Raw genomic sequence first — 25,331 nt, 5'->3', positions numbered from 1 at the left:
ATGAAGGTCCACGGAAAGCCGATGCGCACCCTTTGGGTCGAGACCGACGGCCACTCGGTCGGCATCATCGACCAGACGCGCCTGCCCCACGCCTTCGCGACGCTGCGGCTCACGACGCTCGACGAGGCGGCCCATGCCATCCGCTCCATGCAGGTGCGCGGGGCACCGCTCATCGGGGCCACCGCGGCCTACGGCGTGTGCCTCGCCCTGCGCGCGGACGCGTCCGATGGAGCGCTGGAGCGGGCCTGCGCGCTGCTCCAGGCCACCCGGCCCACGGCGGTGAACCTGCGCTGGGCGCTCGACGAGATGCGCCGCGCGCTGCGTCCGCTGCCTCCGTCCGAGCGGGTCGCCGCCGCGTACCGGCGCGCGGCCGCCCTCTGCGACGAGGACGTGGCCATCAACCGCTCCATCGGCGAGCACGGGCTGGGGCTCATCCGCTCGGCCTGGGAGCGCAAGGGCCGCCAGGGACGGGTGAACGTGCTCACCCACTGCAACGCGGGCTGGCTGGCCACGGTGGACTGGGGCACGGCGCTCGCGCCCCTCTACCTGGCGCACGAGCAGGGCATTCCCGTGCACGTCTGGGTGGATGAAACCCGCCCGCGCAACCAGGGCGCGAGCCTGACGGCGTGGGAGCTCGGGCAGCACGGCGTGCCCCACACCGTCATCGCGGACAACGTCGGCGGCCACCTCATGCAGCACGGCGAGGTGGACCTGTGCATCGTGGGCACGGACCGCACCACCGCCCGGGGTGACGTGGCGAACAAGATCGGCACGTACCTCAAGGCGCTCGCCGCCAGGGACAACGGCGTGCCCTTCTACGTGGCGCTGCCCTCCCCCACCATCGACTGGACGCTGGAGGACGGGGTGCGTGACATCCCCATCGAGCAGCGGGATGGCCGCGAGCTGACGGACATCAGCGGGCGGCTGCCCTCGGGCGAGGTGGTGACGGTGCGGGTGACGCCGGAGGCGAGCCCGGTGGCCAACTACGGCTTCGATGTGACTCCGGCGAGGCTGGTGACGGCGCTCGTCACCGAGCGCGGGGTGTGCGCGGCCTCGACCGAGGGACTGCTGTCGCTCTTCCCCGAGCGGCGGCCTGCGCGGGAGACGGGCACGTGAGCACTCCGAAGCACCTGGAGCTGCGCCAGGCGATGATCGCCACGGCGCGGAAGATGAACACGTCGGGGCTGAACCAGGGCACGAGCGGCAATCTCAGCCAGCGCGTCGAGGACGGGTTCCTCGTGACGCCGACCGGGATGGACTACGACTCGATGGTGCCGGAGGACATCGTCCTGATGCGCTTCGACGGCGGCCACGAGGGGCGCCGCAAGCCCTCGTCCGAGTGGCGCTTCCACTGGGACATCCTCGCCGCGCGGCCCGAGGTGGGCGCGGTGCTGCACGCGCACTCGATGTTCTGCACGACGCTCGCGTGCCTGCACCGGGGGATTCCGTCCTTCCATTACATGGTGGCGGCGGCCGGAGGCGTGGACATCCGCTGCGCGCCGTACGCCACGTTCGGCACCGAGGAGCTGTCGCGCCACGCCGTGACGGCGCTGGAGGGGCGCAAGGCGTGCCTGCTGGCGAATCACGGAATGCTCGCGCTGGGCAGGGACCTGGCGGGCGCCTTCAAGCTGGCCGTGGAGGTGGAGACGCTCGCGGCCATGTACTGGCGCGCGCTCCAGGTCGGCGAGCCCGTGATTCTGGATTCGACGGAGATGGCCGTGGTGCTCGAGAAGTTCAAGACGTACGGACAGCAGCCAGAGCCCAAGGGCTGAGGAGCGGTCAGTCCTGAACCGCCGGACCTGCGCTTGACCGCGGTCCGGCTTAGACTTCCCGCATGGATCCGCGAGAACTCCTACGGCAGGCCTTCCCGAGCTACGGACCAGATTGGGATGCGGCCATTGATGCGGGCGTGGACGTGTCCCTGCTCGAGGAGAATCTCCGCCTCACTCCCACGGAGAGGCTCGAGCAACTGCAGCGAATGACCGAGTTGTACGAGGCGCTGCGCCCCAAGGGAGACTCCAACGATGCAGCGGACGCCTGAGATCCTCTGTGCTTCGCGGATCCATTCCACGGGGTCTCATACCCTCACCCCGTCCCTCTCCCAGAGGGAGAGGGGTAGTAGGCGGCGAGCTCATGACTCGGGGGGCCGCAGCGGGAGCTCTACCCGGAACGTGGATCCCCGCCCTGGCTCGCTCTCCACCTGGATGCTCCCTCCCAACGCCTGCACGATCTGCTGCGTGATGTAGAGCCCCAGCCCCAACCCTCCGTAGTTCCTCCCCGACACCGCCCTCTCGAACTTGCCGAAGATGCGCTTGAGGTGCTCCGGCGCTATCCCGATCCCCTCGTCCTTCACCACCAGCACCCCCCGCTCCTCATCCCCCTCCACCCTCACCCGCACCGGGTGCCCCGCTCCGTACTTCATCGCGTTCGACAGCAGGTTCGTCATCACCTGATCCAACCGCAGCCGATCCCACCTCCCCACCACCGGCCCCTCCACCACCAGTTCCAGCTCGCAGTCCATCTTCGCCGCCTGCTGCGCGAACCGCCCCATCACCTCCCGCACCACCTCCCCCAGCTCCACGTCCTCCCACGTCAGCGGCAGCTTCCCCTCCGTCAGCCTCGAGACGTCCAGCAGGTCGTCCACCAGCGCCGCCAGCTTGCGCAACTGCGCCTCCGCGCTCTCCACCACCCGAATCACCCGCTCGCGGTGCTGGCATGCCACCGGCCCCGACTCCATCTCCCGCTTCAACGATTGCAGCCTCAGGTGCAGCGGCGTCAGCGGCGTCTTCAGCTCATGCGAGGCCACCGAGAGGAAATCGTCCCGGATCCTCACCGCCTCGCTCGCCTCCTCGTATAGCCGCGCGTTCTCCTCCGCCTGCTGGCCCAGCCTCATCCCCAGCTCCACCAGCTCACGCTCGTCCGCCCTCACCCGCCGCAGCTGCGCCAGCATCCACTCCACCCTCAGCGCCGCCGTCTCCTTCCCCAGCATCAGCTCCGGCCTCTCGTAGAAGAGGTTCCCGTGCACCTCGTTCCCGTAGATGACCAGCGGGTGCGTGCGCATCACGTCCCGGATGATCTCCGGTGGGAAACGGCTCCGGTGGTACTGGCAGATGGCCACCACCTTGCTGTTCGGAAAGAACCCCGTCAGCAGCGTCTCGTAACGGATGAGCTGCTCGCCCTCCGGCTCCGCCCCCAGCGCCCACGTCATCTCCCCCATGATGCGCAGCCCCGTGAAGCCCGCCTCCAACGCCTGCCTCTCCAGCTCGCGCAGATAGGCCAGCATCTCCTCCGGCACGAACCGCCCCGTGCGCAGGTACGCCTCGCGCGTGGACTGGAAGACGAGCGCGCCCCGCTCCCCCTCCGCCTCCACGTCCACTCCGCTCTCCCGCAGCACCGCGGCCACCTCCTCCGCCGTGTGCTCGTCCACCAGGTACACGCACTGCTCGCCCCGCTCGAGCCCCGTTCGCACGAAGGGCACCAGCGCCGCCACCTGCTCCTCGAACCGCTCGTAGATGAGGCACAGGTGGTCACCCAGCCCCACCCGCGTGAGCTGCCGGGCCGTCTCGCCCACCGCCGCGCCTGCCTCCTCCAGCCGCCTGGGGGGCGGGGAAGCTGCCGGGGGAGTGTCTTTCATACCGCCCTCGAGAGCCGAAAGGTGCCTGCCAGACAGTCCCCTCTCGCCAGGGTGCCCGTGCCATCCGCTCCCCAACCCCAACGGGTGTATTCCATCGGATTCCAGGGCCCGGAGATGTCAGACCCCTCCGTTAATGTCTTCACATCACGACGCATCAGGGAGGCACTTCATGGATGGACTCACGGGGTCACCTCACGTCTCCGTCAACAAGCTGGGGCGCTACCTCACGGCGACTCCCGCCCTGCGCAAGCGCCTCATCCACGCGCAGAAGCACCCACCCCAGCCACGCTATCTGCACTACCCCGAGGCCGCACAGGCCATCACCGATTTTCTCTGCCGGGGCCAGGACGAGGCCGTCCTGCGCCAGCACCAGCACCGGCTCGCCACCACCGTCTTCACCGAGGAGTTCGAAGCCCACCGTGCCCTCTTGTGCATCGAGGCCATCGAGCGCTACCGCTCGCTGCACTCGCGCCTGGGCCTGCACGGTGTGGTGGCCAGCGAGGTGGGAGACGAACCGCCCGCGCTCGAAATGGCCGGTGTGAGCATCCGCGTCGCGCCCCAGGTGGTGCTCCAGACGCTGGACCGTCACGGCAACAACAAGGTCGGGGTGATGAAGCTGTATTTCTCCAAACACCACCCCCTGGACGAGCGCTCCGGGCACTACATCGCCACGTTGCTGCAGGCCTTCGTCGAGCAGCACCTGGCCCCGCTGGGCCCCATCGACCCGAGGCTGGTGCGGGTGGTGGACGTGTTCGCCGGGCGCGAGTACCTGCCTCCCAAGGCGCGCGCCCGCCGCATGTGTGACGTGCAGTTGGCGTGCGAGGAGATCGCCGCCCGCTGGCCCGTGCAGTGACGCGTTCAGACGTACCCACCCGGTGAGCCTGGCCCGGGGAGTGCCCTTGTCGCGCGAGGGCCCGGACGTTAAGACTCTGGGCCTGCAGACACCACGACTGGGAGGGGCGACGGCCTTGCTGGACGCATTGTGGGAACGGAGGGCGCTGCTCGTCTCGGGAAAAGGGGGCGTGGGAAAGACAACCATCGCGGCGGCGCTCGCGCGCGCGGCGGTGGCCTCGGGCCGGCGGGTGCTGCTGGCCGAGGTGGAAGTGTCTTCCGACGAGCAGAATGGCCCCTCCCCCCTCGCCACGCTGGCGGGCGCACGAGCGCCCGGCCCGCGCGTCACCGAGGTGTCCAGGGGCCTGTCCTTCGTCCGCCTGTCCCCCATCGAGGGCCAGCGCCTCTTCCTGCAGGACGTGCTGCCCCTGCGCGTCATGGCGGACGCGGCCATGCGCACCCGCGCCCTGCGCCGCTTCCTCGAGGCCGCGCCCGCGCTCCGGGAGATGGGCGTCCTCTACCAGATGCTGCACCTGCTGCGCAGCACCCGCCCGGATGGGAGCCCCCTGCACACGCTCACCATCCTGGACCTGCCGGCCACCGGCCATGCGCTGGCGCTCGCGGCGCTGCCGGACGCGCTGCTGTCCGTCATGCCCGGTGGGCCCGTGGGCCGCGCGGTGCGCGAGGGGTTGAGCCTCTTGAGGGACCCCGCCCTCACCGGTGCGCTGCTCGTCACCCTGCCCGAGCCGCTGCCCGTCAGTGAGACGCTGGAGCTGGCCACCGCCATCCAGCGCCACCGCATCCCCATCACCGCGGGCGTGCTCAACCGCATGCCGGACAATCCCTTCTCACCGGATGGCCGCGCCGCCGTGGAGCGGCTGCTGGACGAGCACGGGCCCCACCGCGGCCAGCGCGCCCTGGCGCAGCTGGACCGGGCGCGCGCCGCCGAGGCCCGGCTGGCGGGCAACCTCGCCGCGCCCCTCTTCACCGTGCCCGAGCTGCCCGCGGTGGGGACGGAGCTGGTGGAGCGGCTCGCCACGCACTTCACCCGTAGCGTCGTCCCCCCTGAGCGCTCCACCGGGAGCGCCGGAGCCCGGCCATGAACCTGCGGTCCCTGCTGCGAGAGAAGCGCGTCGTCGTGCTGTGTGGCGCCGGTGGCGTGGGGAAGACGACGACGGCGGCGGCCCTGGGCGTGGCCGCGGCGCGCGCGGGCCGCAAGGTGCTGGTGCTCACCATCGACCCGGCGCGGCGGCTCGCCGAGGCCATGGGCCTGTCCGAGGGCGGCGCGGAGCCCACCCCCATTCCCCCCGAGCGCCTCTTCGCGGGCGGCGAGCCCGGCCCGGGCCGGCTGGACGTGTGGATGTTGGATCCGCGCATCGTCTTCGAGCGCTTCGTGCGGCGGTTGTCGGCCACACCCGAGGCGGCGCGCACCATCATCGAGAACCGCCTCTACCGCTTCCTGTCGGACCTGGTGGCGGGCATGCAGGAGTACGCGGCGGCCGAGGCGCTGGACAACTTCCTGGACGAGGGCCGCTACGAGCTCGTCGTCCTGGACACGCCGCCGAGCCGCCACGCGCTGGACTTCCTGGAGGCCCCGGGGCGGCTGGCGCGCTTCCTGGATGACCGCATCGTCTCGCTCTTCCTCCCGGAGGAGAAGGGGCGCGGGGGGCGGCTGTGGCGCAAGACGTCGCAGCTGCTGGGCAACGTGCTGGGCACCATCTTCGGCGATGGCTTCACCCAGGAGATGCGCACCTTCCTGGGGGCCTTCAGCGGGCTGTTCGCGGGCATCCGGCTGAGGGCGGATCGGCTGCGCTCGCGGCTGTCCTCGCCGGACGCGGCCTTCCTGCTGGTGACATCGCCGGAGTCGGCCTCGCTGGAGGAGGCGTCCTTCTTCCGGGACATGCTGCGCGAGAAGGGGCTGCCCTTCGCCGGCTACGTGCTCAACCGGAGCTGGGCACGCGAGGACGGGCTGGAGGCTCCCGAGGCGCTGCTGCGGCACGTGGAGGAGGGAGGCGCCGCGAGTGACGGGGTGAAGGCGCTCATCGGTCTGGCCGCGCAGGAGCGCGCCCGTGCCGAGGCCCACCGCGGACTGCTCCAACGGCTGGCGGAGAAGCTGCCCGCGGGCGCGGTGGCGGTGGCCGCGCCCGAGGCCGGTGGCGAGCTGGAGGACTTCGGCGGCCTGGTGCGGCTGGGCGACGCGCTCGCCACTTCGTGAGTCACGCCCGCGAGAAGCGCACCCGGAGGCCGCCTCGCGGGTGCGGGAAGGGCAGCGGCGCCAGTGACAGGTCCTGCCCGGGGACGAGCTCCCAGCGGTAGCCACGCAGCATCAGCGCCAGGACGACGGCCATCTCCGTCATGGCGAAGTGCTGCCCCAGGCACACCCGCGCCCCTCCGCCGAAGGGAATGAGGGCATTGGACTGCTTGCGGTGCTCGGCGCGCTCGGGGCCCATGCGCTCCGGGTCGAAGCGCTCCGGCTCCGTCCAGGGCGAGGCCCGGTGCGTCCCCCCGACGCTGAGCATGAGCGTCCACCCCTGGGGAATGCGGTAGCCGCCGTACGCCACGTCCCGCGTGGTGACGCGCGGCAGGGCGCTCACCGGCGGCAGGTGGCGCAGCGCCTCGTGGATGACCTGGTGCAGGTAGGGCATCTCCTTCATGCCCTCGAGCGTGAGGGGCTCGTCCACCCTGGCGCCCCGCTGCTCCTCGCGGCAACGCTGGAGCACCTCGGGGTGCTCGGCCAGCAGCCACACCAGGTTGGTCAGCGAGTGCAGCGTCGTGTCATGGCCCGCGAGCAGTTGCACGAGCGTCTCGTCGAGCACGGCCTCGCGCGACAGCGGCTGGCCCTCGTCGTCCCGCACCGACAGCAGCGAGCCGAGGATGTCCCGGGGCTGCTCGACCAGGTGCTCGCGCTCGACCACCACCTGCTCCAGCAGGGCGCGCAATTCCCGCCGCGCCGCCATGGAGCGGCCATGCACCGTGAAGGGCACATCCCACGGCACCGCCGAGAACAGCCCCTTCACCCACCGCTCCACCAGCGGCACCACGCGCCGCAGGTCCACCGGCGTGTCACCGAGGATGAGGCCCAGGGCCACCTCGAGCACGAGCGTGCTCGCCGTGGACAGCACCGTCACCTCCGGGTGCTCGACCCACCGCTCCAGGTGCCGCGTGGCGATGCTCTGCATGCGCGGCACGAAGTCGCGCACCATGGCCTGGGTGAAGTGGGGCGCGAGCAGCCGGCGCCGGGCCTGGTGCGCCTCGCCGGTGAGCTGGGGAATGGCCTGCAGGCCGAGCACCTGGCGCGTGCCGTACCCCCACCGCACGTGGAGGAACTTGTTCTCCCCCGCGAACACCCACCGGCTGGCCTCCGCTCCCGAGAGGAACACCGTGGGCGAGCCGAAGATGTGCGAGCGGAAGATGTCGCCGTGTCGCCGCCTCCGCTCGTCGATGAAGGGCCCCGGGGCTCGCAGGAAGGCGAGTGTCTCCCCCAGGAGTGGGAGCCCCTCGGCTCCCGGCGGCAGCGGTAGATGTGAGAGGTCCTCCGCCACCGTGTCCGGCTGTGTCGTCGGCATGGCCCTTCCCCCTTTTTTCTCATTCTCTCATAAGGGCATGACACGGGCCGGGCGGGGGCTCGGGAGCCATCGTCCACATTGGGGCATTGGGGATGTCGGAAGTCGGGCACTCGGAGGGGTGGGGCATGCCCGGAGGCGGACAGCAGGGGCGCTCCGCCCCCGGGGCCGATTGGAAGCAGCCACCCGCGTACCAAGCCTTCGGCGTCCACATCCGCAGAGGAGGTCTCACCTCATGGCCCAGCGACACACCGACAATGGCCGGGACGTCCCGGCGCGCCCCTCGCCGCCCAATGGCACCCACACCGAGGATCGGGAGCGCGAGCGCCGCGCCGCCGAGTCCCCGCCGGGCTCCCGCGAGCGCTCCGAGTCCGACGTCACCGGCTGGAGCCCCGAGCGCGACGAGCCCCCCGAGGTGCGCCAGGGCCGCTTCCACCGCGCCGCCCAGCTGCGCATGGCCCAGCCGCGCACCGAGGAGGGCGGGCCCTCGCCCGAGGACGACACGCGCTACGACCTGGGCTCGCGCCGCCGCCTCATCGGAAGGGATCGGCCCTACGAGCGCCCGGCACAGGGCGACACCGGCGCGGGGCACTACGGCCGGGATGATCGCTCGGTCAGTGATGCCGCCGGGCTGGGCCCGGGGCCGCTGATGGGCGATCAGGACCTGTACCACTCTCTGGAGGGGCACCAGCCGCCCCGCGAGTACCGTGAATGGAACCGCACCGGCACCGGCGCCGAGCGGAGCGGTCACACCTCGCAAGCCCGCTCGCCGGGGTCCGGCGGGCAGGCCACGCGCGGTGTACCCCCCGCCGACGAGCGCGGCATCTCCGGGCGGGGGCGGCGCCAGGACCGGTCGTGGGAGGACCATCCCACCGAGGGCAGTGAAGCCGGAGGCGAGGGGTATTCGTCGCTGATCGGCATGGGCCAGCCAACGCCGTCACGCGAGTCGCGTGTCACGACGCACGGGCCCACCGGGGCGCCCACGGAGCGGCGCCAGGGCCGCTGGAAGCGCGAGCCGCTGATGGCTCGGGAGATCATGACGCGCGGGGTGAAGAGCGTGCACCTCGACAGCAGCCTGCGCGAGGTGGCCCGCGTCATGAAGGACGAGGACTGCGGCATCGTCCCCGTGGTGGATGATCGCGGGCGGCTCAAGGGCGTCCTCACCGACCGCGACCTCGTCATCCGCACCCTCGCCGAGGGCCGCCCCCCGGACAACATGCGCGCCCGGGACGTGATGACGGATGACGTGGAGGCGGTCACTCCGGACGAGGACATCCACAGCATCATCGCCCTGATGGGCCGCCGCCAGGTCCGCCGCGTCCCCGTCGTGGAGCGCGACGACCGGCTCGTGGGCATCATCTCCATGGCCGACATCGCCACCCGCGCCGATTACGACGAGGAGCTCCAGGAGGCGCTCGACCGGATTTCGGCACGGCGCTCGTTCTGGAGCCGGTTGTACTAGGCACGGTTCCCCTTGGGACGGGGCGGTGGGGAACCTGGGGGTCCAGGTACCCTCACCCCGTCCCTCTCCCGAAGGGAGAGGGGTTCTTGCTACGAGATGGTCAGGGTGACTCCCGTGGCGTCACTCGTGGCCGTGAACTTCTTGAGCGGACCGATGGTGATGGCTCCACTCGGATCCGGCCCCCGCGTCACGTCTCCCGTCTTGGTGAAGCGCGAGTTGTGGCACGGGCACAGCAAGTCCCCCGCCGACTCGTCGTAGCTCACCGGGCACTGCTGGTGGGTGCAGAGCGAGTCCACCGCCGCGTACGCGCCACCCTCGAGCGCGAAGACGAAGATGAGCTTGCCGTAGCCCTCCGGCACTCCCTGCACCCGGCCCCCCGCCGTCTGCAGCTCGGGGAAGCTCGAGAAGGGGAAGAAGATCTTCCCATTCTGCACCGAGGGGAATCCCTCCTCGCCGGCCGCGAAGTCGATCGTCAGCAGGACTCCGTCGAAGCTCGCTTCGTACTTCGTCAGCGGCGCCTTCGCGGGTGCCTGCGTCACCTTGCCGTCCGTCGAGAAGCGCGAGAGGTGGCACGGGCAGATGGCCTCACCATCCTGGAAGCCCAGCGGACACCCCGAGTGCGTACAGATGGCGGACACCACCTTGTACTCGTTGGCCCCCTTCTCCGCCGTGTGCATGACGAGCAGCGGCTGCTCGCCAGGCACGCGCAGGGTGACGGCGCCGCCTTCCTTGGTCAGGTCCGGATAGCGCGCCACTTGCAGAATCACGGTGCCATCCGACTCCTTCTGCGCGTCCAGCACCGGCGCGGGGGAGATGTCCGGCGCGCACCCGGGCAGGCCCGCCGCCGCGGCGCCCGCGCCCGCTCCCACCAGCCCCCGGAGGAAACCACGACGGCTCGTGCTCACTTCCCCTCCTCCTTGAGCTGGAACTTCGTCTCCATCGCCAGCGCGTCGTCCACCTTCACCATCAGCAGCGACGGGCGCTCCACCTTGTAGGACTCCAGGCTGATCTGGAACTTGCCCTCGGCCGACACGTCCGTGGCCGTGTTGAACAGCACCTGCAGGGGCACCTCGATGCTCTGCTTCACCCCGTGGAAGGTGAGCTGTCCCTTGAGCGTCACCTCCTGCTTCGCCGGGAACGAGGTCGGCACCTTCACGCCCGTGGCCACGCCCTTGAACTCGACGGTGGGGTACTTCGTGGCCTCGGTGACCTCCTTCATGTGCGAGTCTCGGTTGGAGTTGCCCGAGTCGAAGTCCGCCACGTTGGCGCGCACGGCCACCTGCAGGGTGCCATCGGGGAGGATGCGCGCCTTGCCCTCGGTGGGGCGCGCGGTGCCCACCACCTCGTGCATCTTGTGGTTGAGGCGGTAGGTGACGCTGCTACCGTCCTTCTTCACCGAATACGTGCGCGCGGTAGCCGCCTCCTGCGCGAGAGCGGGAGCGGACAGCATCAGCGAGCACAGCAGGGCCAGGAACGAGTGTTTCATGGGGGGATTCTCCGGGTCTTATCGACTCGTTTTTGCGCGTGGAAATTCAGAACGTGAGCATCAACATGCCTGCGCCCACGGCGCCCAGCGTCGCATAGCCGATCACCTGATGCGCGGTGACCAGGCCCACCTGCGACAGCTTGCCTTCGTGTTGCGCGGTCACCACACCGAGCGCCACCTGGGTCAGCATTCCAGCGGTGGCCAGGGACATGAAGATCTTGTGCAGGGTGATGGTGTCCAGCCGCAGTTCCTTCTTGAAGGGCGTGGGGGCGAGCAGGCCGAGCAGGCCCGTTCCGGCGAAGAGCGTGCTGGAGCCGATCACCAGCCCCGTGTGCAAGCCCTTGTACCGGTCAGTGCCTCCCCCACCCCGGTAGCGGTCATTGAGGTTGAGCTGCCCCACCACGATGGTGGCCGTCAGCGTCGCCGCCATGGCGATGCCCACGCCCTGGTGGATGGTGAGCATGGTGCGGCGCTGGGCGATGGCCCTCTCCAGCGCGGGGTCCACCGCGCGCGGCGCCTCGGCCGACGTCGTCGAGGACTCGAGCAGATCGAAGTCCATGTCGGACTCCTCCTGCTTCACCGGCGCGTCGGAGGGCCGCGTCTCCGCGGGCTGCATTGGCGAGGGCGGAGCGGCCTCGGGCCGCGCGGGCTCGGCCTGCTTCGCCGCGGGCTGCATCGGCGCGTCCTCTTCCCCGGACTCGGCCGGCGCCGGCGTGACGGACTTCCGGGAAGACTTCTTGGACGCCTTCGCCTTGGTCTTGGCCGACTTGGAGCTCTTCGACGTCTTGGCTCTGGCGGTCTTCGCCGGGGCGGCGTGAGCGCTCGGGGCGGGAACGGCGAGGAGGGAGATGAACAGGGCGACGACGACAGTGCGGAACATCAATTGCCCTCGGACTGGGAGAACACGGCCTGCCCAGTATGCGACAATCGGGTCCCGCTCGCATGTCGAGATATTATGCTCTGGCGAAGTAAAGAGGGACCTCGCGCGTCCGCGGGTCCCTCTGTCCTTTTTCCCGTTCGGGGAGAAAGCGAGTCTCAGGCCGGCGCGGTGGCCGGGGCCTCCGAGCGCGGGGCATTGCCCTGGGACAGCTCCAGCCCCAGCACGCGTGGGTCGAAATAGGCGTAGAAGCGCGAGATGCGGTCGCCATCCCACTCGATGATGGAGACGCCCTCGTAGTCCACCGCCGCGCCGTTGTGCGCGGTGCCGCTGGACTCCCACTCGAGCGCCACGCGGTCCCCCGCTTCGATCATGTTCCGGAAGGTGGACTTCACTCGACGTAACATCCCCTTGTACTCGCGCCAGAACTCGCGAGCCCCCTCCTTGCCGTGGAAGGTACGGCGGGAGGCCACGTTGCTCACCTGAGCGTCGTCACCGAAGAGCTCCAACAGGGACTCCAGCTCGCCGCTCTCCTCCAGCCTGGCCAGTGCATCCACGAAACGCTGCGCTCGCTCCATCGCCATGGGGGTCCTCGCTCCATCCGCGTGAGGGTCCTTACGAGTCGGAGGGTGCGCATGACCTCCGGGCGCTGCCTCGAATGTCGTCTGCCCGCCTGTAAGGCATCCATGCCCCATGAAGACCCGGACCGGGTCCGACTAAGCTGGTTCCCCATGGAACGCGTCCGAGAAGCGCCACGCCCCGCCGAGGAGGAGGATTCCCAGGATCCCTCCGCTCCGATGTTCGAGGTGGACGCCGTGCCGCTGCTCGAGCGGCTGGAGGCCCTGCGCCAACCGGGCCCCACCTCCGACGAAGTGGACGCGTTCCTCGAGGCGCTCTCGACGCCAATCCCCCCGGGCGAGCCGCCACGCGTGCGCGCCGACTTCATGCTCGATGTCCTGGAGGACGAGCGGCTGTGCGAGCTGACGGGTACCGACGGCCGCCAGGTGGGCGTCGCGGCCCTGGAGACGATCCTGGCGCTCGGCTACCCGTATGCGCTCGAGGTGACGCCCGAGATGCTGAAGCGGGCCCGGGGTGCTCGGCCCCGCGGCATTCCCCGCTTCATGGGCATCGGGCTGGGGCTCGCCGTGCTCAACATGCTGGGGCAGGTAGGCCCCTGGCTGTCCATACACTGGCCCTACCTCATGGATGACGTGGATTTCCACCACACCGCCAAGCACATGGAGATGGACGGCATCCCCGTGATCACCTGGGATGGCCTGTTGCTCGGGCTGATGCTGCTCGCGGTGCCCGTGTTCTCGGCCCTGGCCGGGTTGTACGCGCTCCGGCCGATGAAGCGCTTCTTCAACGCGGTGCAGTTGCTGGTGAGCGGGTACTGCCTGCTGCTCGCGTGGCGCGGGTTCGACAATGACTACCAGGACCTGGGCCTGTCCTACCTCCTCACCAGCCTGGTGTCGCTGGCCACCATGCTCTGCCTGACCCTCCCCCACGACCAGGACCCCTGATAAAGACGAAGGACCGCGGCCGAGGGGGGTGGGCCGCGGTCCTCGTGCCCCCTCGCCTGGAGAAGGAAGGGGGACTTGGAACGAAGGGGTGGAAGCGTGGATCAGGTCAGCACGTCGAGCGCGCGGTTGTAGTACGCCTCGCGGCTGGCCAGCCCGTTGTAGCCGCCGTTGATGCGGCGGGTGACCTCACGGAAGTTGCCCGCGTCCGCGTAGGTGTTGAGGTTGCGGCTGTTCCAGAACCAGGCGGCGGTGCGGAAGCCCACGTCCGGGTCGGCGGCGCGCGTCGGGTTGTTCTCCAGGTCGATGCCCAGGGCCTTGCCCGCGGCGCGGTAGTTGGCGCGGCCGGTGAGCTGGATGGGGCCGCGGCCCTTGAAGCGCTTGCCGTCACCCGGCTCCGTGTTGCCCAGGTCCTTGCGGCCCTCGTAGGCGGCACCGGAGGCGATCTCCTCCATGTAGCGGAACTCGCCGCTCTCGTGGGCCAGCTGCGCGAGGAAGGCGGCCTGGCGCTTGGGGGTGTTGATGCCGGCCTCGGCCATGGCCTTGTTGAGGTGGGGCAGGTACTGCTCGGCCTTGGCCTGCGAGAGGTTGGGCATGATCTTGCGCAGCTGCGCGAGCGACACGCCGCCCTTGGTGCCGGGCTCGGAGGGGCCGGTGACGGGGCCGGGGCCGGTGGAGCCGCCCACCTTGGCGCCGAGCTTCTCGAAGGCGGCGCGCGTCTTGGGCCCGTAGTAGCCGGTGTTGGGCACGCCGTGAGCGGCCTGGAACTCCTTGAGGGCCGCCTCGGTCTTGGGGCCGAAGATGCCGGGGCCGGTGTTCATCTCGGCCTGGGTGAGGTTGCCGGCCTTCACCAGGGCCTTCTGGAGCAGCTCCACGTCCTTGCCACGAGCGCCCTTCTCCAGGTCCCCGGCGGGCAGGGACAGGCCCTTCACGGAGCCGCCCGAGGAGTTCTGACCGGCCACGGGGCCGCCGCTGCTGCCAGCCGGAGCGGTGCCCGGGCGCGGGTTGCCACCGGTGAAGGTGACGAGCTCGCCGGTGCTCTTGTAGTTCTTGGGGCCGCCCACGAGCTTGCCGTTCTGGAGCTTGAGGGCGATCTCCTTCCCGGTGGCGGGATCGTTGGCGTAGTAGGTGTCGCCCTTGCGGTGGGTGACGGTGACCCAGTGGTCGGTGCCGTTGGCGCCGCCGTTGGAGCCGGCCTTGTAGTCCACGCCGATGACGACGGGGCGGCCGGCGTCGATCTGCTTGTTGATGTTGGACGTGCTCCAGCCGGGCTTGGTGGCGCCGAGGCCGGCCATCTTGGCGGCCTGGCCCCAGATGAGGCCGTTGCCGGAGTAGCCGCCGTTCTTGTCGAGGTACGCGTCGAGCTCGCCGGGGTTGATGACCTTGCCGGAGATCTTGCTCATGGCCATGGCGGTGGAGGTCATGGCGCAGCCGGCGGCGGAGATGGAGGAGCCGGTGCCGAGGCGGCGGCCGCCCCACTGGGTATCGCCCTGGCGGTACATGGGGGTACCGTCGGCGGAGGTGGGGAAGGAGCGGCCGTCGTCATCCTTGACGGGGCCGGCGGCACGGCCACCGGCGGCGGCGGGCTGGTCGAACTTGTCGCCGCTCTTGGAGGGGTTGGAGCTGGGCGTCTTGGTGCCAGGACTGTCGAAGCCGTCGGGGACGGTCAGCTTCTGCCCGACCTTGATGAGGTCGGGGTCCTTGATGTTGTTGGCCTTGGCCAGCTTGTCGACGGTGGTGTTGTACCTGGCGGCGAGCTTCGAGAGGGTGTCGCCACTGCGGACGGAGATGGTGCTCACGGTGGGGTGCTCCGTGGGGTAGGGATATGGAAACAGCGTTGAACCCATTCTCGCAGCACAAGAGGAAAGGTTTCCTGGGGGCCCCAAAAAAACCGACGATTTCCCCTTGTCGAGCACGTGGATGTGACTGGGAACAGGGGTGGGAACGCACTCCGCGTATGCGGCGGGCTCCTCCAGATGCTGCCCCTCGGCCTCACCCCGCCTTGGCGCCCACGTCGTCCCGTCCGGCGAGCCGCGCCACCGCCTCGATGAGCACTCCCCGCTCCAGCGGTTTGGACAGGTGCACCTGGAAGCCCGCGCGGTAGGCCTTCCGCGCGTCCTCGGCGCTCGCGTAGGCCGTGAGCGCGATCGCTGGCACCCACTGGTCCCTCGCCTCGGCCCAGGCTCGCACCCGCCTCAACAGCGCGTGTCCGTCCTCCCCCGGCAGGCCGATGTCCGACACCAACACGTCCGGCAGCGCTTCCGTCAGCCGCTCCATCGCCTCGGTCGCGTTGCTCGCCGTGCTCACCTCCGCGCCCCGCTCGCGCAGCATGAGGGCAATCAGCTCGCGTGCGTCCGCCGCGTCCTCCACCAACAGCACCTTCACCTCGTCCAGTTTCACCGCCGGCGCCGTCTCCGCGCCCGGCAGCACCTCCGTCTGCACCTCGGGCAGCACCGCCGGCACCGGCAGCGTCACCGTGAAGGTGGACCCCTTCCCCTCTCCCCCGCTCTCGGCCCGCACGACGCCCCCGTGCAGCCCCACCAGGTGGTGGACGATCGCCAACCCCAATCCCAGTCCACCGTGCTCGCGCGTGGCCGAGCCGTCCGCCTGCCAGAAGCGCTCGAAGAGGTGCGGCAACGAGTCCGCTCGAATCCCCTTCCCCGTGTCCGTCACCCGGACCCACAGCTCCCGCTCGCTCCGGTCCACCCGCACCCGCACCTGCCCTCCCGCCGGGGTGAACTTCACCGCGTTCACCAGCAGGTTCCAGCACACCTGCTGCAACCTCCCCGGGTCCCCCACCAGCATCGCCGTGCCGTTGCCCCCCACGTCCACCTCGAGCGACAGCGACACCCCCTTCTGCTCCGCGTGCGGCCTCACCACCTCCACCGCCGCCTGCACCACCCCCACCAGCTCCACGCCCCGCCGGTGCAACGTCAGCTTGCCGGTGATGATGCGCGACACGTCCAGCACGTCTTCAATCAGTTGCGCCAGCGTGCGCGCGTTGCGCTCGATGACGGCCAGCCCCTTCTCCACCGCCTTCGCGTCGCTCTGCCGGTTGCGCAGCATCTGCGTCCAGCCCAGCACCGCCGTCAGCGGCGTGCGCAGCTCGTGGCTCATCACCGCGAGGAACTCGTCCTTCGCGCGGTTGGCCGCCTGCGTCTCCGCCATCAGCCGCGTGTTTTCAATCGCCACCGAGGCCATGCGCGCCAGCTGCACCAGGATGGCCTCGTCCTCGGCGCTGAAGTCCCCCTCGTGCCGGTCCGACAGCTGGATGAGGCCCAGGTTGCGCCCGTCCCGTCCCACCAGGGGCGCCGCCAGCCAGCCGCGCAGCGGCGGGTGCTTCGCCTTGTGCCGGCCGAAGTCCTTCCAGGCCGGGTGCGACTCCAGGTCCGCCTGCGACAACCTCATGGGCAGGTTCAGCCGGCACACCCACGAGTAGATGCCCGTCCCCTCCGGCGACTCCTTCCAGTCGCGCCACGCCCCGTACCTGTCCGACATCGACACGGCGTGGATGGCCTGCGACCAGCCCCCCTCCACCGTCAGGCTGGTGACGGCCTGGTGCGCGCCAATCACCTCGCGCGCCTGCTCCGTCACCGCCCGCAGCACCTGTTCGACGGAGTCCGCCTCGCTGATGACGAGCGCGGCACTGGCCAGCCCCTGCAGCTGCGTGGCGTGACGCTGCTCGCGCGCGAGCAGGCGCTCCAGCTCCGCCTCGCCCTGGCGCTGGCGGGTGATGTCCCGGTGAGCGCCCACCCACTCGCGCACCGTGCCGTCCTTCTCCAGCACCGGCACCGCGCGCGCCAGCACGTAGCGGTACGTCCCATCCCGGTGCCGCAGCCGGTGCTCCATCAGGTAGGGCGTGCGCGTGGAGAGCGCGGACTCCCACGTCCTCGCGGTGCGCTCCCGGTCCTCCGGATGCACCGCGTCCAACCAGCCCCAGCCCAGCAGCTCCTCGCGCGTCTGTCCGGTGAAGGCCCGCCAGCCGGGCTGGTCCTCCATGAACTCGCCCGACGTCGGCGTCACCCAGATGATGTCCGAGGTGGCCGTCACCAGTGAACGGAAGCGCTCCTCGCTGTAGCCCAGGTCTCGCGCCAGCGTCTCCGCCGTGCGGCGCGAGCGCACCAGGTCCGTCACGTCGTAGGCGAAGATGGCCACGCCCTCCACCCGTCCGGCGGCGTCGCGCTGCGGGTGGTAGGCGATGTCGAAGAACATCTCCTCCGGCGGTGCGCCCGGGCGCGGCACCTTCACCGGCCGGCCCCTGCCCACGTAGGAGCTGCCGGAGAGGTACACCCGGTCCATCACCTCGAAGACGCCCTGGCCCTCCAGCTCGGGCAGGGCCTCGCGCGCCGACTGGCCCACCAGATCCCTGCCCCCGTAGAAGCGGCGGTGCAGCAGGTTGGAGAAGACGAAGCGGTGCTCGGCGCCGCGGGTGATGCTGACGGCGGCGGGCGCCAGCATCAGCATCTCCTGGAAGCGCGTGCGCTCGCCCTCCACCGCGGCGCGCGACGTCTGCTCCGCCGATAGCAACCGCACCCGCTCGTTCTCCGCCAGGCGCCGCTCCGACACGTCCCGGGTGAAGATGACGAGGCCCTCGCCCGAGGGGAAGGCGCGCGACTCCAGCCACACGCCCGCGGGCGGGAAGAAGTCCTCCAGGGACACGAGCGTGCCCGCGTCCATGGCCCGGCGCCACGCGGGGGCGAAGGCGGTGTCCCCCACCTCGGGCAGCGCGGCCCAGAGCTCCTGTCCCAGCAGCTGCTCGCGCGAGCGGCCCAGCAACCGTTCCCCCACGGCGTTGAGCCAGAGGAAGCGCCACGCCCTGTCCACCACGAGGATGCCATCGGTCACGCCGTCGAGCAGCGGATCGAAGCCCGACGGGGCCCGCCTCTCCGGCCCCCCGGTCGGAGTTATTGACGGCTCGCGCATGTCCTTCATGGTCGCGAGAGTTGGCTTAGCAGAGCACGGTGACGCGTGCTCGCGAGCGGGGGCCGGACTGTTGGACGGCGACCGGAGGAGCCCGCCTCTCTCGTCCCCGGGTACAACCCCAGGTAGGAGTAGCGGACACCCGGGGCAGCGTGAAGCCCGCCGGGGGAGGAAGGAGGCGGCCCCGGGACGTCCGGCCTTGTGTGATGGGAAGCCATCCGTTAGCAGTCGGGCCACCCGCCATGTCCACCGACGTCACGACCCCCTCCACGCCCGCGACGCCCTCCGCCAACCGCTTCCTCTGGGTGGCGCTGGCCGCCGCCGTGTGCCTGCTGCTGCTCGGGATGGCGCTGCTGCGCCAGCGCACCACGACCCTGGAGCGCTACGGCCAGCTCCCGGCCTTCACCTTCACCCGCCAGGACGGCAAGCCCTTCGGGTTGGAGCAACTGAAGGGCCGCCCCTTCGTGGCCAACTTCATCTTCACCCGCTGCCCCACCATCTGCCCCGTCTTCACCCAGAAGATGGCGCGCTTCCAGAAGCAGACGGCGGACATCGGCGAGCAGCTGGCGCTCGTCTCCTTCTCGGTGGACCCGCAGTACGACACGCCCGAGCGCCTCACCGCGTACGGCGCGAGGTACGGCGCGGACCCGGCGCGCTGGAGCTTCCTCACCGGCGACTACAACGCGCTCAAGGACACCGTCGTCAACGGCTTCAAGATGGCCATGGGCCGCAACGAGCAGGACGTGAACGACATCCCCAACATCTTCCACGGCTCGCACTTCGTGCTGGTGGACCGCACGGGGGAGGTTCGCGGCTTCTACAACAGCGAGCACGACGACGCCGTGGAGAAGCTGCTGCGCGACGCGCGCCAGCTGGTGCGCGACGGCGGCCAGTAGCCGCTAGTGGAGTGTCCACGAAGTTCGTGGACAGAGTCGTGTTGCGCATGCTCCCTCTCCCTCTGGGAGAGGGCGGGGGGTGAGGGTCGTCACCCTCGTGTTCCTCGCCCCTGTTTGCATCGCGGCACGCAACCGCCCCCCTCGCCGTCCTCTGTGAACGCCCATGGGGTCCGTGCGCTCCAGGGGGAAGACCCTCACCCTAGCCCTCTCCCAGAGGGAGAGGGGACATCCACGGGCCCTCGGACTCTGTCCAAAGACTTTGTGGATACTCCGCTAGGAGGACGCGGGCGTGCCGGCCTCGGCGAGCGCCCGCTGGTACACCTCGAGGTCCGAGGCGCTGAAGAGCACCACCGTCACCCGCTCCAGCTGGGGCTGGCGCGCCAGGGCGGCGCGCATCTCCCGGAGGGCGATGGGCGCGGCCTCGGCGATGGGGAAGCCATAGGCGCCGGTGGAGATGGAGGGGAAGGCCACGGAGCGCAGGCCGTGGCGCGCGACGAGCTCGAGGACGCGGCGGTAGCAGCGCGCGAGCGTCTCGCGCTCGCCCTGGGAGCCCCCGCGCCAGACGGGGCCCACGGTGTGGATGACATGGCGAGCGGGCAGCCGATAGGCGCCGGTGATGCGGGCCTCGCCGGTGGGACACCCGTTGAGGGTCCGACACTCGGCGAGCAGCTCGGGGCCGGCGGCGCGGTGGATGGCGCCATCCACGCCTCCGCCGCCGAGCAGGGAGGAGTTGGCCGCGTTCACCAGGGCATCGGCGGACACCTTCGTGAGATCGCCACGCATCAGCACCAGCCGGTCATCCGAGGGGGAGTGAGTCACCATGCGCTCCTTCGAGAGGGGGCCGAGCGGACGGGCGGGCGTCGAGGAGGCTGACACCCTTCCCGAGATGCCAGGTCATGACGCGGTGCTTCCAACCGGAGCCGGCGTGCATACCTTGGCCGGAAAGACGACGCAGAGGGAAGGGACACACATGCTGACGACTGCGACGAGCCTGGTGGGGCGGCTGAGGGATGCGGTGTCGAGGGTGGGCACCCAGGGGGTGCGGGTGGTGATCGACACGCTGGTCTCGGCGGCGGACGAGGTGGACAAGCTGCAGGAGCTGTGGCCGAAGCAGGGGCGGGGAGCGCGGGTGAAGCGCGAGCCGGCCCGAGGGGCGCGAAACGTCGAGCAGCAGGCGGCGATGGAGCCCGACCTGTACCGCCCCATCGCGGACCGGCCGGTGAGAAAACGCCCGGAGCGGGAGCAGGTGCCCGAGGAGCAGGTGCGAGCCACGGCGGAGCGGGTGCTGGAGGAGGCGCGGGCGGTGGAGGAGCGCATCAAGAAGGCGAGGCCCGCCCGGAAGCCGTTGAAGGTCGCGGAGTTGGAGGAGGAGGAGAAGCCGAAGCGCCGGGCCACGAGCCGGACATCGGGGCGCAAGACGACGCCCACGGCGGCGGCCCCCGCCCCCAAGAGGGCCAAGGCGCCGGAAGGGGGCTTCAAGGCGAAGCGAGGGCAGAAACACCGGCACTGAGTCCTCACCAACCCCTCTCCCTCCGGGAGAGGGACGGGGTGAGGGTAACCGGTTCCCGGGTTGCCCCGGTGAAAAGCCCCCTCTCCCTCTGGGAGAGGGCTGGGGTGAGGGTCATCGAGAACCGAGTCCCCCCAGTAAAACCTGAGGCCGGAAAACTCAGGAGCCCGTCACCTGCGCGTGACCTTGGGGGCGGTGGCGCGAGGGAGCACCTTGCTGCGCATGCGGGAGGAGCTCTTCACGGTGATACCCGAGGCCTTGAGCTGAGCGGTCTTCTCGGCGGCGAGGCGTTCGGCCTCGGCCTTGCGAGCGGCCTCCTCGGCGACGAGCTGGGCGCGGCGCTGGGCGAGCACCTCGCGCATGCCCTCGGAGGTGAGGTCCACCTGGGCGAGATGGAGCCGATAGAGGAGGTCCTCGCGGAGGGAGCCCTTGCCGCGAGCGGGCTCGATGGCGCCGGAGAGCCCGACGACGATTTTAGGACGCTCCTCCTGGGTCTGGAGGCAGCGGACGATGAGGCCCTGGGAGGCGAAATCGAGGCGGGCGACATCGGGGATGAAGACGACGCCGCGGCGCTGGCGGAGGGCCTCGACGACCTGTGAGGACTGACGGACCTCGACCAGGGGCCCCTCATGGGCAAAGTGGCGAGCCGCGGCGGCGGCCCAGGTGCGCCGCTCGTCCTCGGTGCCTCCGCTCAACAGCACCGAGGCCCGGTTCGTCACGAGCTCTTCTTCGCGATACCCTCGCGGTGTCAAAGGCAGACCTCCCCCGTCATTGACTGCTTTTGACAAAGCCTAACGCAAATCGGGTTTCCCGTCGAACCCTGCAAGCGCGCGGGGGGCCGCCAAATCGGCTCCGGATGCGCTCTGCTCCCAATATTTCCACGGAGTTGCAGAAAACCGTTGGAGCCCACACAACCCGTGAGGGAGGTTACACGGGGAGGACCCCGAGGGCCCGGGGGCAGGGCGCCCCGAGGGGCCTGGGGTCCCGAGTCGCCGGGGTTTCCGGCATGACTTGGTGCGTCGGAACCAAGGGAGAGGGCCCCCCTCACGCGTGGAGGACCATGACGGGCCTGCGGCAGCGCGCCACCAGTGCCCGGGCCACCGCGTCGCTGAGGTAGCTGGCGCGACCCGGTACATGGGACGTGCCCAGGCACACCAGATCCACGCCCTCGCGCTCGGTGGCCTGGCAGATGGCGCGGGCCACGTCGTCGCCGGTGACGCCCTCCACCGTCCAGTGCACCTCCTGGGCTCCGTCCTCGTGAGGCACCATCGCCCGCAACCGCTCCAGGACGGCCGAGCGCTCCTGGGGAGGCTCGGGCAGCACACCATAGTGGTCCATCACCCACGCGCGCTCCGAGGACTTGCGCCGGTGCACATGCAGCAGGTGCACGCGGCCGCCGGGGCGCACCAGGGAGCGGGCCTGGGAGATGGCGCGGGAGCTGGCCTCGGAGAAGTCCACGGGAACGAGCACGGCGCGTGGCGGCACGGACCTGCGGGACACCGGATGGAAGGGAGGCACGCACGCCACGGACTGCTCGGCGTGGCGCAGCACGCCCGCGGAGACCGAGCCGTGCCACAACCGGGCGAGACCTCCGCGCTGGTGGGTGCCCACCACGACGAGGTCCACGCCGCGCGCATGCGCCACGTGCAGCAGGTGGTCCGAGGGGCGACCGAAGCCCGGCTCCAGGTGAGCTTCCAACCGCCCCTCACCGGGCAGCTCGCCCACGCGTTCGATCAGCTCGCGCATCAGCACGCGCTCCACCTCCGGGTCGAGCACCTCGATGCGGCGCACCACCGGATCGAGCATCTCCAGGTGCACGGGGGTGTGGATGCCCAGACGCTCGCGCTCCTCCACGGGCGAGCACACGGAGGTGGCCACCACGTCACAGGGGCCCACGCGGCGCAGCTCGTGCAACCACGCCACGGCGCACTCCGAGGAGGGCGAGCCATCCACGCCGACGAGCACCTGCAGGCGGCGTCCACCGCGAGCCCAATCGGCGAGGGACTCGCCCTCGCGGCGCACCACGAGCACGGGCACGCGGGTGGACTGGACGATGCGCTCGTGAACGGGAGCCCGGCGCCACGAGACGGGCCCCCAGCCCTCGGCGGACAGGAGGAGCAACCGGGCGCCGCGGATGAGCTCGTCCTCCACGAGCACCTTGCCTGGAGAGCCCTCCAGCAGACGCAGCTCGACCGGGAGACCGGGAGTCCGCAGACGAGCGGCCTCCGCTTCCAGACGCCGCGAGGCATCGCGCAGGGAGACAGGACCGTCGGGGACGGGGTGCTCGCCGTCGAAGACGCCGAGGAGCCACAGGGGCGCACCCAGACGGGTGGCGAGGGCCGCGGCGGCCTTGGCGGCGCGAGAGGAGGGCTCCGACAGGTTGGTTGCGCAGACCACCGGCATGACGGCCTCCACGGAGGGCGCGGGAAAGTCCCCTAAAAGGAAAACCCACGACGAGAGGATGGCCATTGAGAAGCGGCCCGGAAGACCCGGGCGCGACCCCTCGCTCCGCCCCTCTCCCTCCGGGAGAGGGACAGGGTGAGGGTACCAAGCCCCCCCAGGTTGGCTCCGTGAATGCCCCCTCTCCCCCTGGGAGAGGGCTGGGGTGAGGGTCTACCCGCCGCTCCCCGAGCTACCGAGGAGCCAGCGCCGAGTGCCCATCATGATTCGTATGGTCCTGGTTGGGCCCATTGCCACCGCGCAGCCCATCCTGGCCGAGGGACTGGAGGAAGGGCCGCTGGCCGTCACTGGAGAAGACGTAGGGATGACCCCAGGGGTCGACGGGCTCGGCGGGGAGATACTTGGGGACGAGGAACGAGAGCTCGCCCTCCTCGGGGAGGAAACCGCGCTCGGCGCGCCAGGACTCGAGGGCGGCGAGGATGCGGTCGAAGTCGGAGTGGACCTGGACGGCGGCGGGGTCGTGCTTGCCGCGGATGCCGAGCACCACGACGAGGCCGATGGCGACGAAGGCGAAGGGCAGGAAGATGAGAAGGAAGTGGGGGCGGCGGCGCTGACTCAAGGAGTCCTCCGGGCCCCGGACTACCACAGGGCGCGGAAGAGGGGCACGGGGTGTGGCTTGCCCTTGAGTCGCACGGGTGGCAGCTCCTCGAAGCCCGCCTCATGGCCGGAGAGCAGCTCGACGGTGCGCTCGCCAACGAGGATTTCCCCGGGCCCGGCGATGGCGCACAGCCGCGCGGCCACGTTCACGGAGTCGCCGATGCAGGTGTACTCGGTGCGCATGGCGCCGCCGATGTTGCCGGCCACGGCCATGCCCGAGTTGATGCCGATGCCCAGCTCGAGCGTGAGGGGGCGGCCCTCGCGGGTGGTGGCCCACTCGGCCTCGGCGCGCTGACGCAGCTCGACCATGAAGGCCATCATCATCTTGGCGGACTGGAGGGCGCGCAGCGCGTCGTCGTTGCGGAACACGGGGGCGCCGAAGACGGCCATGAGCCCATCGCCGAGGAACTTGTCCAGGGTGCCGCCGCAGGTGAGCACGGCGTCGGAGAGGCCGCCCAGCACCTGGTTCAACACGCCGACGGTCTGCTCGGGAGGGAGACTGTCGGCGAGGCCGGTGAAGTTGCGGATGTCGGCGAAGAGGATGGTGACCTCGCGCTTCTCGCCGGTGAGCACGACGGAGTCGGGGCTCTTGAGGATCTCCTCGACGACGGCGTCGGAGGTGTAGCGGGCGAAGAGCTTGCGCATCCGCTCGGTCTCGCCGGTGCGGCGCATGACGCTCTCGATGCGCGCGGCGAGCTCGTCCATGGAGGCGGACTTGTTGACGTAGTCATCGGCGCCGGCGCGCAGGCCGCGGACGCGCTCGGTGTCGTTGTCGTTGGCGGTGAGGATGATGACGGGCATGGCCCGGGTGGGGCCTTCCTTGAGGCGGCGGCACAGCTCCATGCCGTCGATGCCGGGCATGTCCAGGTCGCTCAGGACGATGGCGGGCTGCACCTTGCCGACCTGCTCCAGGGCCTCGTAGGGGTCCTGGAAGCAGATGACCTCGTAGCCGAGGGACACGAGCCCGTCCTGCACGAAGGCGCAGGCCAGGGGGCTGTCATCCACCACGACGACGCGGTGGTGGCCCTCCTGCTGTTGGGCGCGAGGGGCCTCCTGGCGGCCGGAGACGCGGCCCTGGAGGGCGAGCCCCTCGTAGAGCTGTTTGTAGGAGCAGTACCCGTTCTCGACGAGGATTTCGCCCAGCTTGCGGCCGGTGCGGCGCTGGAGGGCGAGGGCCTCGTCGAGCTGGGAGACGGAGAGGTACTTGAGCCCGACGAGCACCTCGCCGAGGGGGGGCTGGATGGGGGTGATGCCCTGTGGGGGGTGGTGGAGACCGAGGGCCTCGCCGAGGGCGTCCTGGATCTGCTCGCGGGTGACGTAGCCGAGGGAGATGAGGGCCTCGCCGAGCCGCTGTCCGTTGAGGGACTGGAGGGCGAGGGCCTCTTCGATCTGATTGGGGGTGACGATGCCGAGCTTGAGCAGGAGCTCGCCGAAGAGAGGGCTGTCCGCGCGAACCGCGGAGCGGTTGCTACCATCGGCGCGCTGTTGAGGCGCCATGGGGTCCAGGAGCGGACGGGTCAACGGGCTCTCCACCAGTGAGAAGGGTGATGTCGGGGTCCAAGAGTACCCCACCCCCGG

At 70.5% G+C, this 25,331-nt stretch carries 22 protein-coding genes and 2 pseudogenes; 10 read left to right on the top strand and 14 right to left on the bottom strand.

The annotated features are described in order from the left end of the window. From mtnA to JRI60_RS02090, 3 genes are all read left to right on the top strand, one after another. On the top strand, positions 1 to 1,116 hold the full coding sequence (gene mtnA, locus JRI60_RS02100) for an S-methyl-5-thioribose-1-phosphate isomerase (protein WP_204224126.1): 1,116 nt from the start codon (positions 1 to 3) through the stop codon (positions 1,114 to 1,116). 32 nt (positions 1,117 to 1,148) lie between these two features. Then, entirely contained in the window at positions 1,149 to 1,772 is a 624-nt protein-coding gene (locus tag JRI60_RS02095; RefSeq protein WP_204228696.1) for a class II aldolase/adducin family protein, read from the top strand. Between the two features lie 62 nt (positions 1,773 to 1,834). Beyond that, positions 1,835 to 2,041, top strand: a complete 207-nt coding sequence (locus JRI60_RS02090; protein WP_204224125.1) for a hypothetical protein — start codon at positions 1,835 to 1,837, stop codon at positions 2,039 to 2,041. Positions 2,042 to 2,131: 90 nt separating this feature from the next. Here JRI60_RS02090 and JRI60_RS54295 read toward each other — a convergent pair whose 3' ends face one another. Further along, positions 2,132 to 3,634 carry an MEDS domain-containing protein gene (locus tag JRI60_RS54295; RefSeq protein WP_204224124.1) on the bottom strand — a complete coding sequence of 501 codons (1,503 nt, stop codon included), beginning with the start codon at positions 3,632 to 3,634 and terminating at the stop codon, positions 2,132 to 2,134. Between the two features lie 169 nt (positions 3,635 to 3,803). Here JRI60_RS54295 and JRI60_RS02080 point away from each other — a divergent pair, with 169 nt between their 5' ends. From JRI60_RS02080 to JRI60_RS02070, 3 genes are all read left to right on the top strand, one after another. After that, positions 3,804 to 4,487 carry a hypothetical protein gene (locus JRI60_RS02080; protein WP_204224123.1) on the top strand — a complete coding sequence of 228 codons (684 nt, stop codon included), beginning with the start codon at positions 3,804 to 3,806 and terminating at the stop codon, positions 4,485 to 4,487. A gap of 169 nt (positions 4,488 to 4,656) precedes the next feature. Further along, on the top strand, positions 4,657 to 5,568 hold the full coding sequence (locus JRI60_RS02075; RefSeq protein ID WP_239470297.1) for an arsenic transporter: 912 nt from the start codon (positions 4,657 to 4,659) through the stop codon (positions 5,566 to 5,568). Next, positions 5,565 to 6,680: an ArsA family ATPase gene (locus JRI60_RS02070; RefSeq protein ID WP_204224121.1), complete on the top strand. Its 1,116-nt coding sequence runs from the start codon at positions 5,565 to 5,567 to the stop codon at positions 6,678 to 6,680. The genes JRI60_RS02075 and JRI60_RS02070 overlap by 4 nt, the downstream gene beginning before the upstream one ends. A 1-nt stretch (position 6,681) precedes the next feature. On the opposite strand, the gene JRI60_RS02065 is transcribed toward JRI60_RS02070, so the two are convergent. Then, on the bottom strand, positions 6,682 to 8,031 hold the full coding sequence (locus tag JRI60_RS02065) for a cytochrome P450 (protein ID WP_204224120.1): 1,350 nt from the start codon (positions 8,029 to 8,031) through the stop codon (positions 6,682 to 6,684). A gap of 232 nt (positions 8,032 to 8,263) precedes the next feature. Here JRI60_RS02065 and JRI60_RS02060 point away from each other — a divergent pair, with 232 nt between their 5' ends. Beyond that, on the top strand, positions 8,264 to 9,490 hold the full coding sequence (locus JRI60_RS02060) for a CBS domain-containing protein (RefSeq protein ID WP_204224119.1): 1,227 nt from the start codon (positions 8,264 to 8,266) through the stop codon (positions 9,488 to 9,490). Positions 9,491 to 9,579: 89 nt separating this feature from the next. Here the strand turns inward: JRI60_RS02060 and JRI60_RS02055 are convergent, their stop codons facing one another. The 4 genes from JRI60_RS02055 to JRI60_RS02040 all read right to left on the bottom strand — a co-directional run bounded on the left by JRI60_RS02055 (position 9,580) and on the right by JRI60_RS02040 (position 12,437). Next, positions 9,580 to 10,395 carry a ubiquinol-cytochrome c reductase iron-sulfur subunit gene (locus JRI60_RS02055; RefSeq protein WP_204224118.1) on the bottom strand — a complete coding sequence of 272 codons (816 nt, stop codon included), beginning with the start codon at positions 10,393 to 10,395 and terminating at the stop codon, positions 9,580 to 9,582. Continuing rightward, positions 10,392 to 10,976, bottom strand: a complete 585-nt coding sequence (locus JRI60_RS02050; RefSeq protein ID WP_204224117.1) for a YceI family protein — start codon at positions 10,974 to 10,976, stop codon at positions 10,392 to 10,394. The genes JRI60_RS02055 and JRI60_RS02050 overlap by 4 nt, the downstream gene beginning before the upstream one ends. A 46-nt stretch (positions 10,977 to 11,022) precedes the next feature. Then, entirely contained in the window at positions 11,023 to 11,856 is an 834-nt protein-coding gene (locus tag JRI60_RS02045) for a hypothetical protein (protein ID WP_204224116.1), read from the bottom strand. Positions 11,857 to 12,011: 155 nt separating this feature from the next. After that, positions 12,012 to 12,437 carry a nuclear transport factor 2 family protein gene (locus tag JRI60_RS02040; RefSeq protein WP_204224115.1) on the bottom strand — a complete coding sequence of 142 codons (426 nt, stop codon included), beginning with the start codon at positions 12,435 to 12,437 and terminating at the stop codon, positions 12,012 to 12,014. A gap of 147 nt (positions 12,438 to 12,584) precedes the next feature. Between JRI60_RS02040 and JRI60_RS02035 the strand changes: the two genes are divergently transcribed. After that, positions 12,585 to 13,376 carry a hypothetical protein gene (locus tag JRI60_RS02035; protein WP_204224114.1) on the top strand — a complete coding sequence of 264 codons (792 nt, stop codon included), beginning with the start codon at positions 12,585 to 12,587 and terminating at the stop codon, positions 13,374 to 13,376. Positions 13,377 to 13,477: 101 nt separating this feature from the next. On the opposite strand, the pseudogene JRI60_RS55040 reads toward JRI60_RS02035, so the two are convergent. The 3 genes and pseudogenes from JRI60_RS55040 to JRI60_RS02025 all read right to left on the bottom strand — a co-directional run. Next, positions 13,478 to 14,059: pseudogene (locus JRI60_RS55040) on the bottom strand (glycoside hydrolase family 19 protein); the annotation flags it as partial. An 81-nt stretch (positions 14,060 to 14,140) separates the two neighbouring features. Next, positions 14,141 to 14,875, bottom strand: a pseudogene (locus JRI60_RS55035) (C39 family peptidase); the annotation flags it as partial. A gap of 490 nt (positions 14,876 to 15,365) precedes the next feature. Next, positions 15,366 to 18,218, bottom strand: a complete 2,853-nt coding sequence (locus JRI60_RS02025) for a PAS domain-containing protein (protein WP_239470295.1) — start codon at positions 18,216 to 18,218, stop codon at positions 15,366 to 15,368. 317 nt (positions 18,219 to 18,535) lie between these two features. Here JRI60_RS02025 and JRI60_RS02020 point away from each other — a divergent pair, with 317 nt between their 5' ends. After that, positions 18,536 to 19,189, top strand: a complete 654-nt coding sequence (locus JRI60_RS02020; RefSeq protein ID WP_204224112.1) for an SCO family protein — start codon at positions 18,536 to 18,538, stop codon at positions 19,187 to 19,189. A gap of 273 nt (positions 19,190 to 19,462) precedes the next feature. Here JRI60_RS02020 and JRI60_RS02015 read toward each other — a convergent pair whose 3' ends face one another. Next, entirely contained in the window at positions 19,463 to 20,011 is a 549-nt protein-coding gene (locus JRI60_RS02015; protein ID WP_204224111.1) for an O-acetyl-ADP-ribose deacetylase, read from the bottom strand. 148 nt (positions 20,012 to 20,159) lie between these two features. Here JRI60_RS02015 and JRI60_RS02010 point away from each other — a divergent pair, with 148 nt between their 5' ends. After that, positions 20,160 to 20,699 carry a hypothetical protein gene (locus tag JRI60_RS02010; RefSeq protein ID WP_204224110.1) on the top strand — a complete coding sequence of 180 codons (540 nt, stop codon included), beginning with the start codon at positions 20,160 to 20,162 and terminating at the stop codon, positions 20,697 to 20,699. A gap of 167 nt (positions 20,700 to 20,866) precedes the next feature. On the opposite strand, the gene JRI60_RS02005 is transcribed toward JRI60_RS02010, so the two are convergent. The 4 genes from JRI60_RS02005 to JRI60_RS01990 all read right to left on the bottom strand — a co-directional run bounded on the left by JRI60_RS02005 (position 20,867) and on the right by JRI60_RS01990 (position 25,250). Beyond that, positions 20,867 to 21,415, bottom strand: coding sequence for a Fis family transcriptional regulator (locus JRI60_RS02005; protein ID WP_239470294.1), 549 nt, complete (start codon positions 21,413 to 21,415; stop codon positions 20,867 to 20,869). A gap of 325 nt (positions 21,416 to 21,740) precedes the next feature. Then, positions 21,741 to 23,099, bottom strand: coding sequence for a universal stress protein (locus JRI60_RS02000; RefSeq protein WP_204224108.1), 1,359 nt, complete (start codon positions 23,097 to 23,099; stop codon positions 21,741 to 21,743). Positions 23,100 to 23,328: 229 nt separating this feature from the next. Beyond that, positions 23,329 to 23,715 (bottom strand): type II secretion system protein GspG, encoded by a 387-nt coding sequence (locus tag JRI60_RS01995; RefSeq protein ID WP_204224107.1) that lies wholly within the window; start codon positions 23,713 to 23,715, stop codon positions 23,329 to 23,331. A 20-nt stretch (positions 23,716 to 23,735) separates the two neighbouring features. Next, positions 23,736 to 25,250 (bottom strand): adenylate/guanylate cyclase domain-containing protein, encoded by a 1,515-nt coding sequence (locus JRI60_RS01990; protein WP_204228694.1) that lies wholly within the window; start codon positions 25,248 to 25,250, stop codon positions 23,736 to 23,738. Positions 25,251 to 25,331 lie beyond the last annotated feature (81 nt).

Source organism: Archangium violaceum (genome assembly GCF_016887565.1).
GTDB classification, from domain to species: Bacteria; Myxococcota; Myxococcia; order Myxococcales; family Myxococcaceae; genus Archangium; species Archangium violaceum_B.
This window is presented reverse-complemented; position numbering and strand designations above follow the sequence as displayed.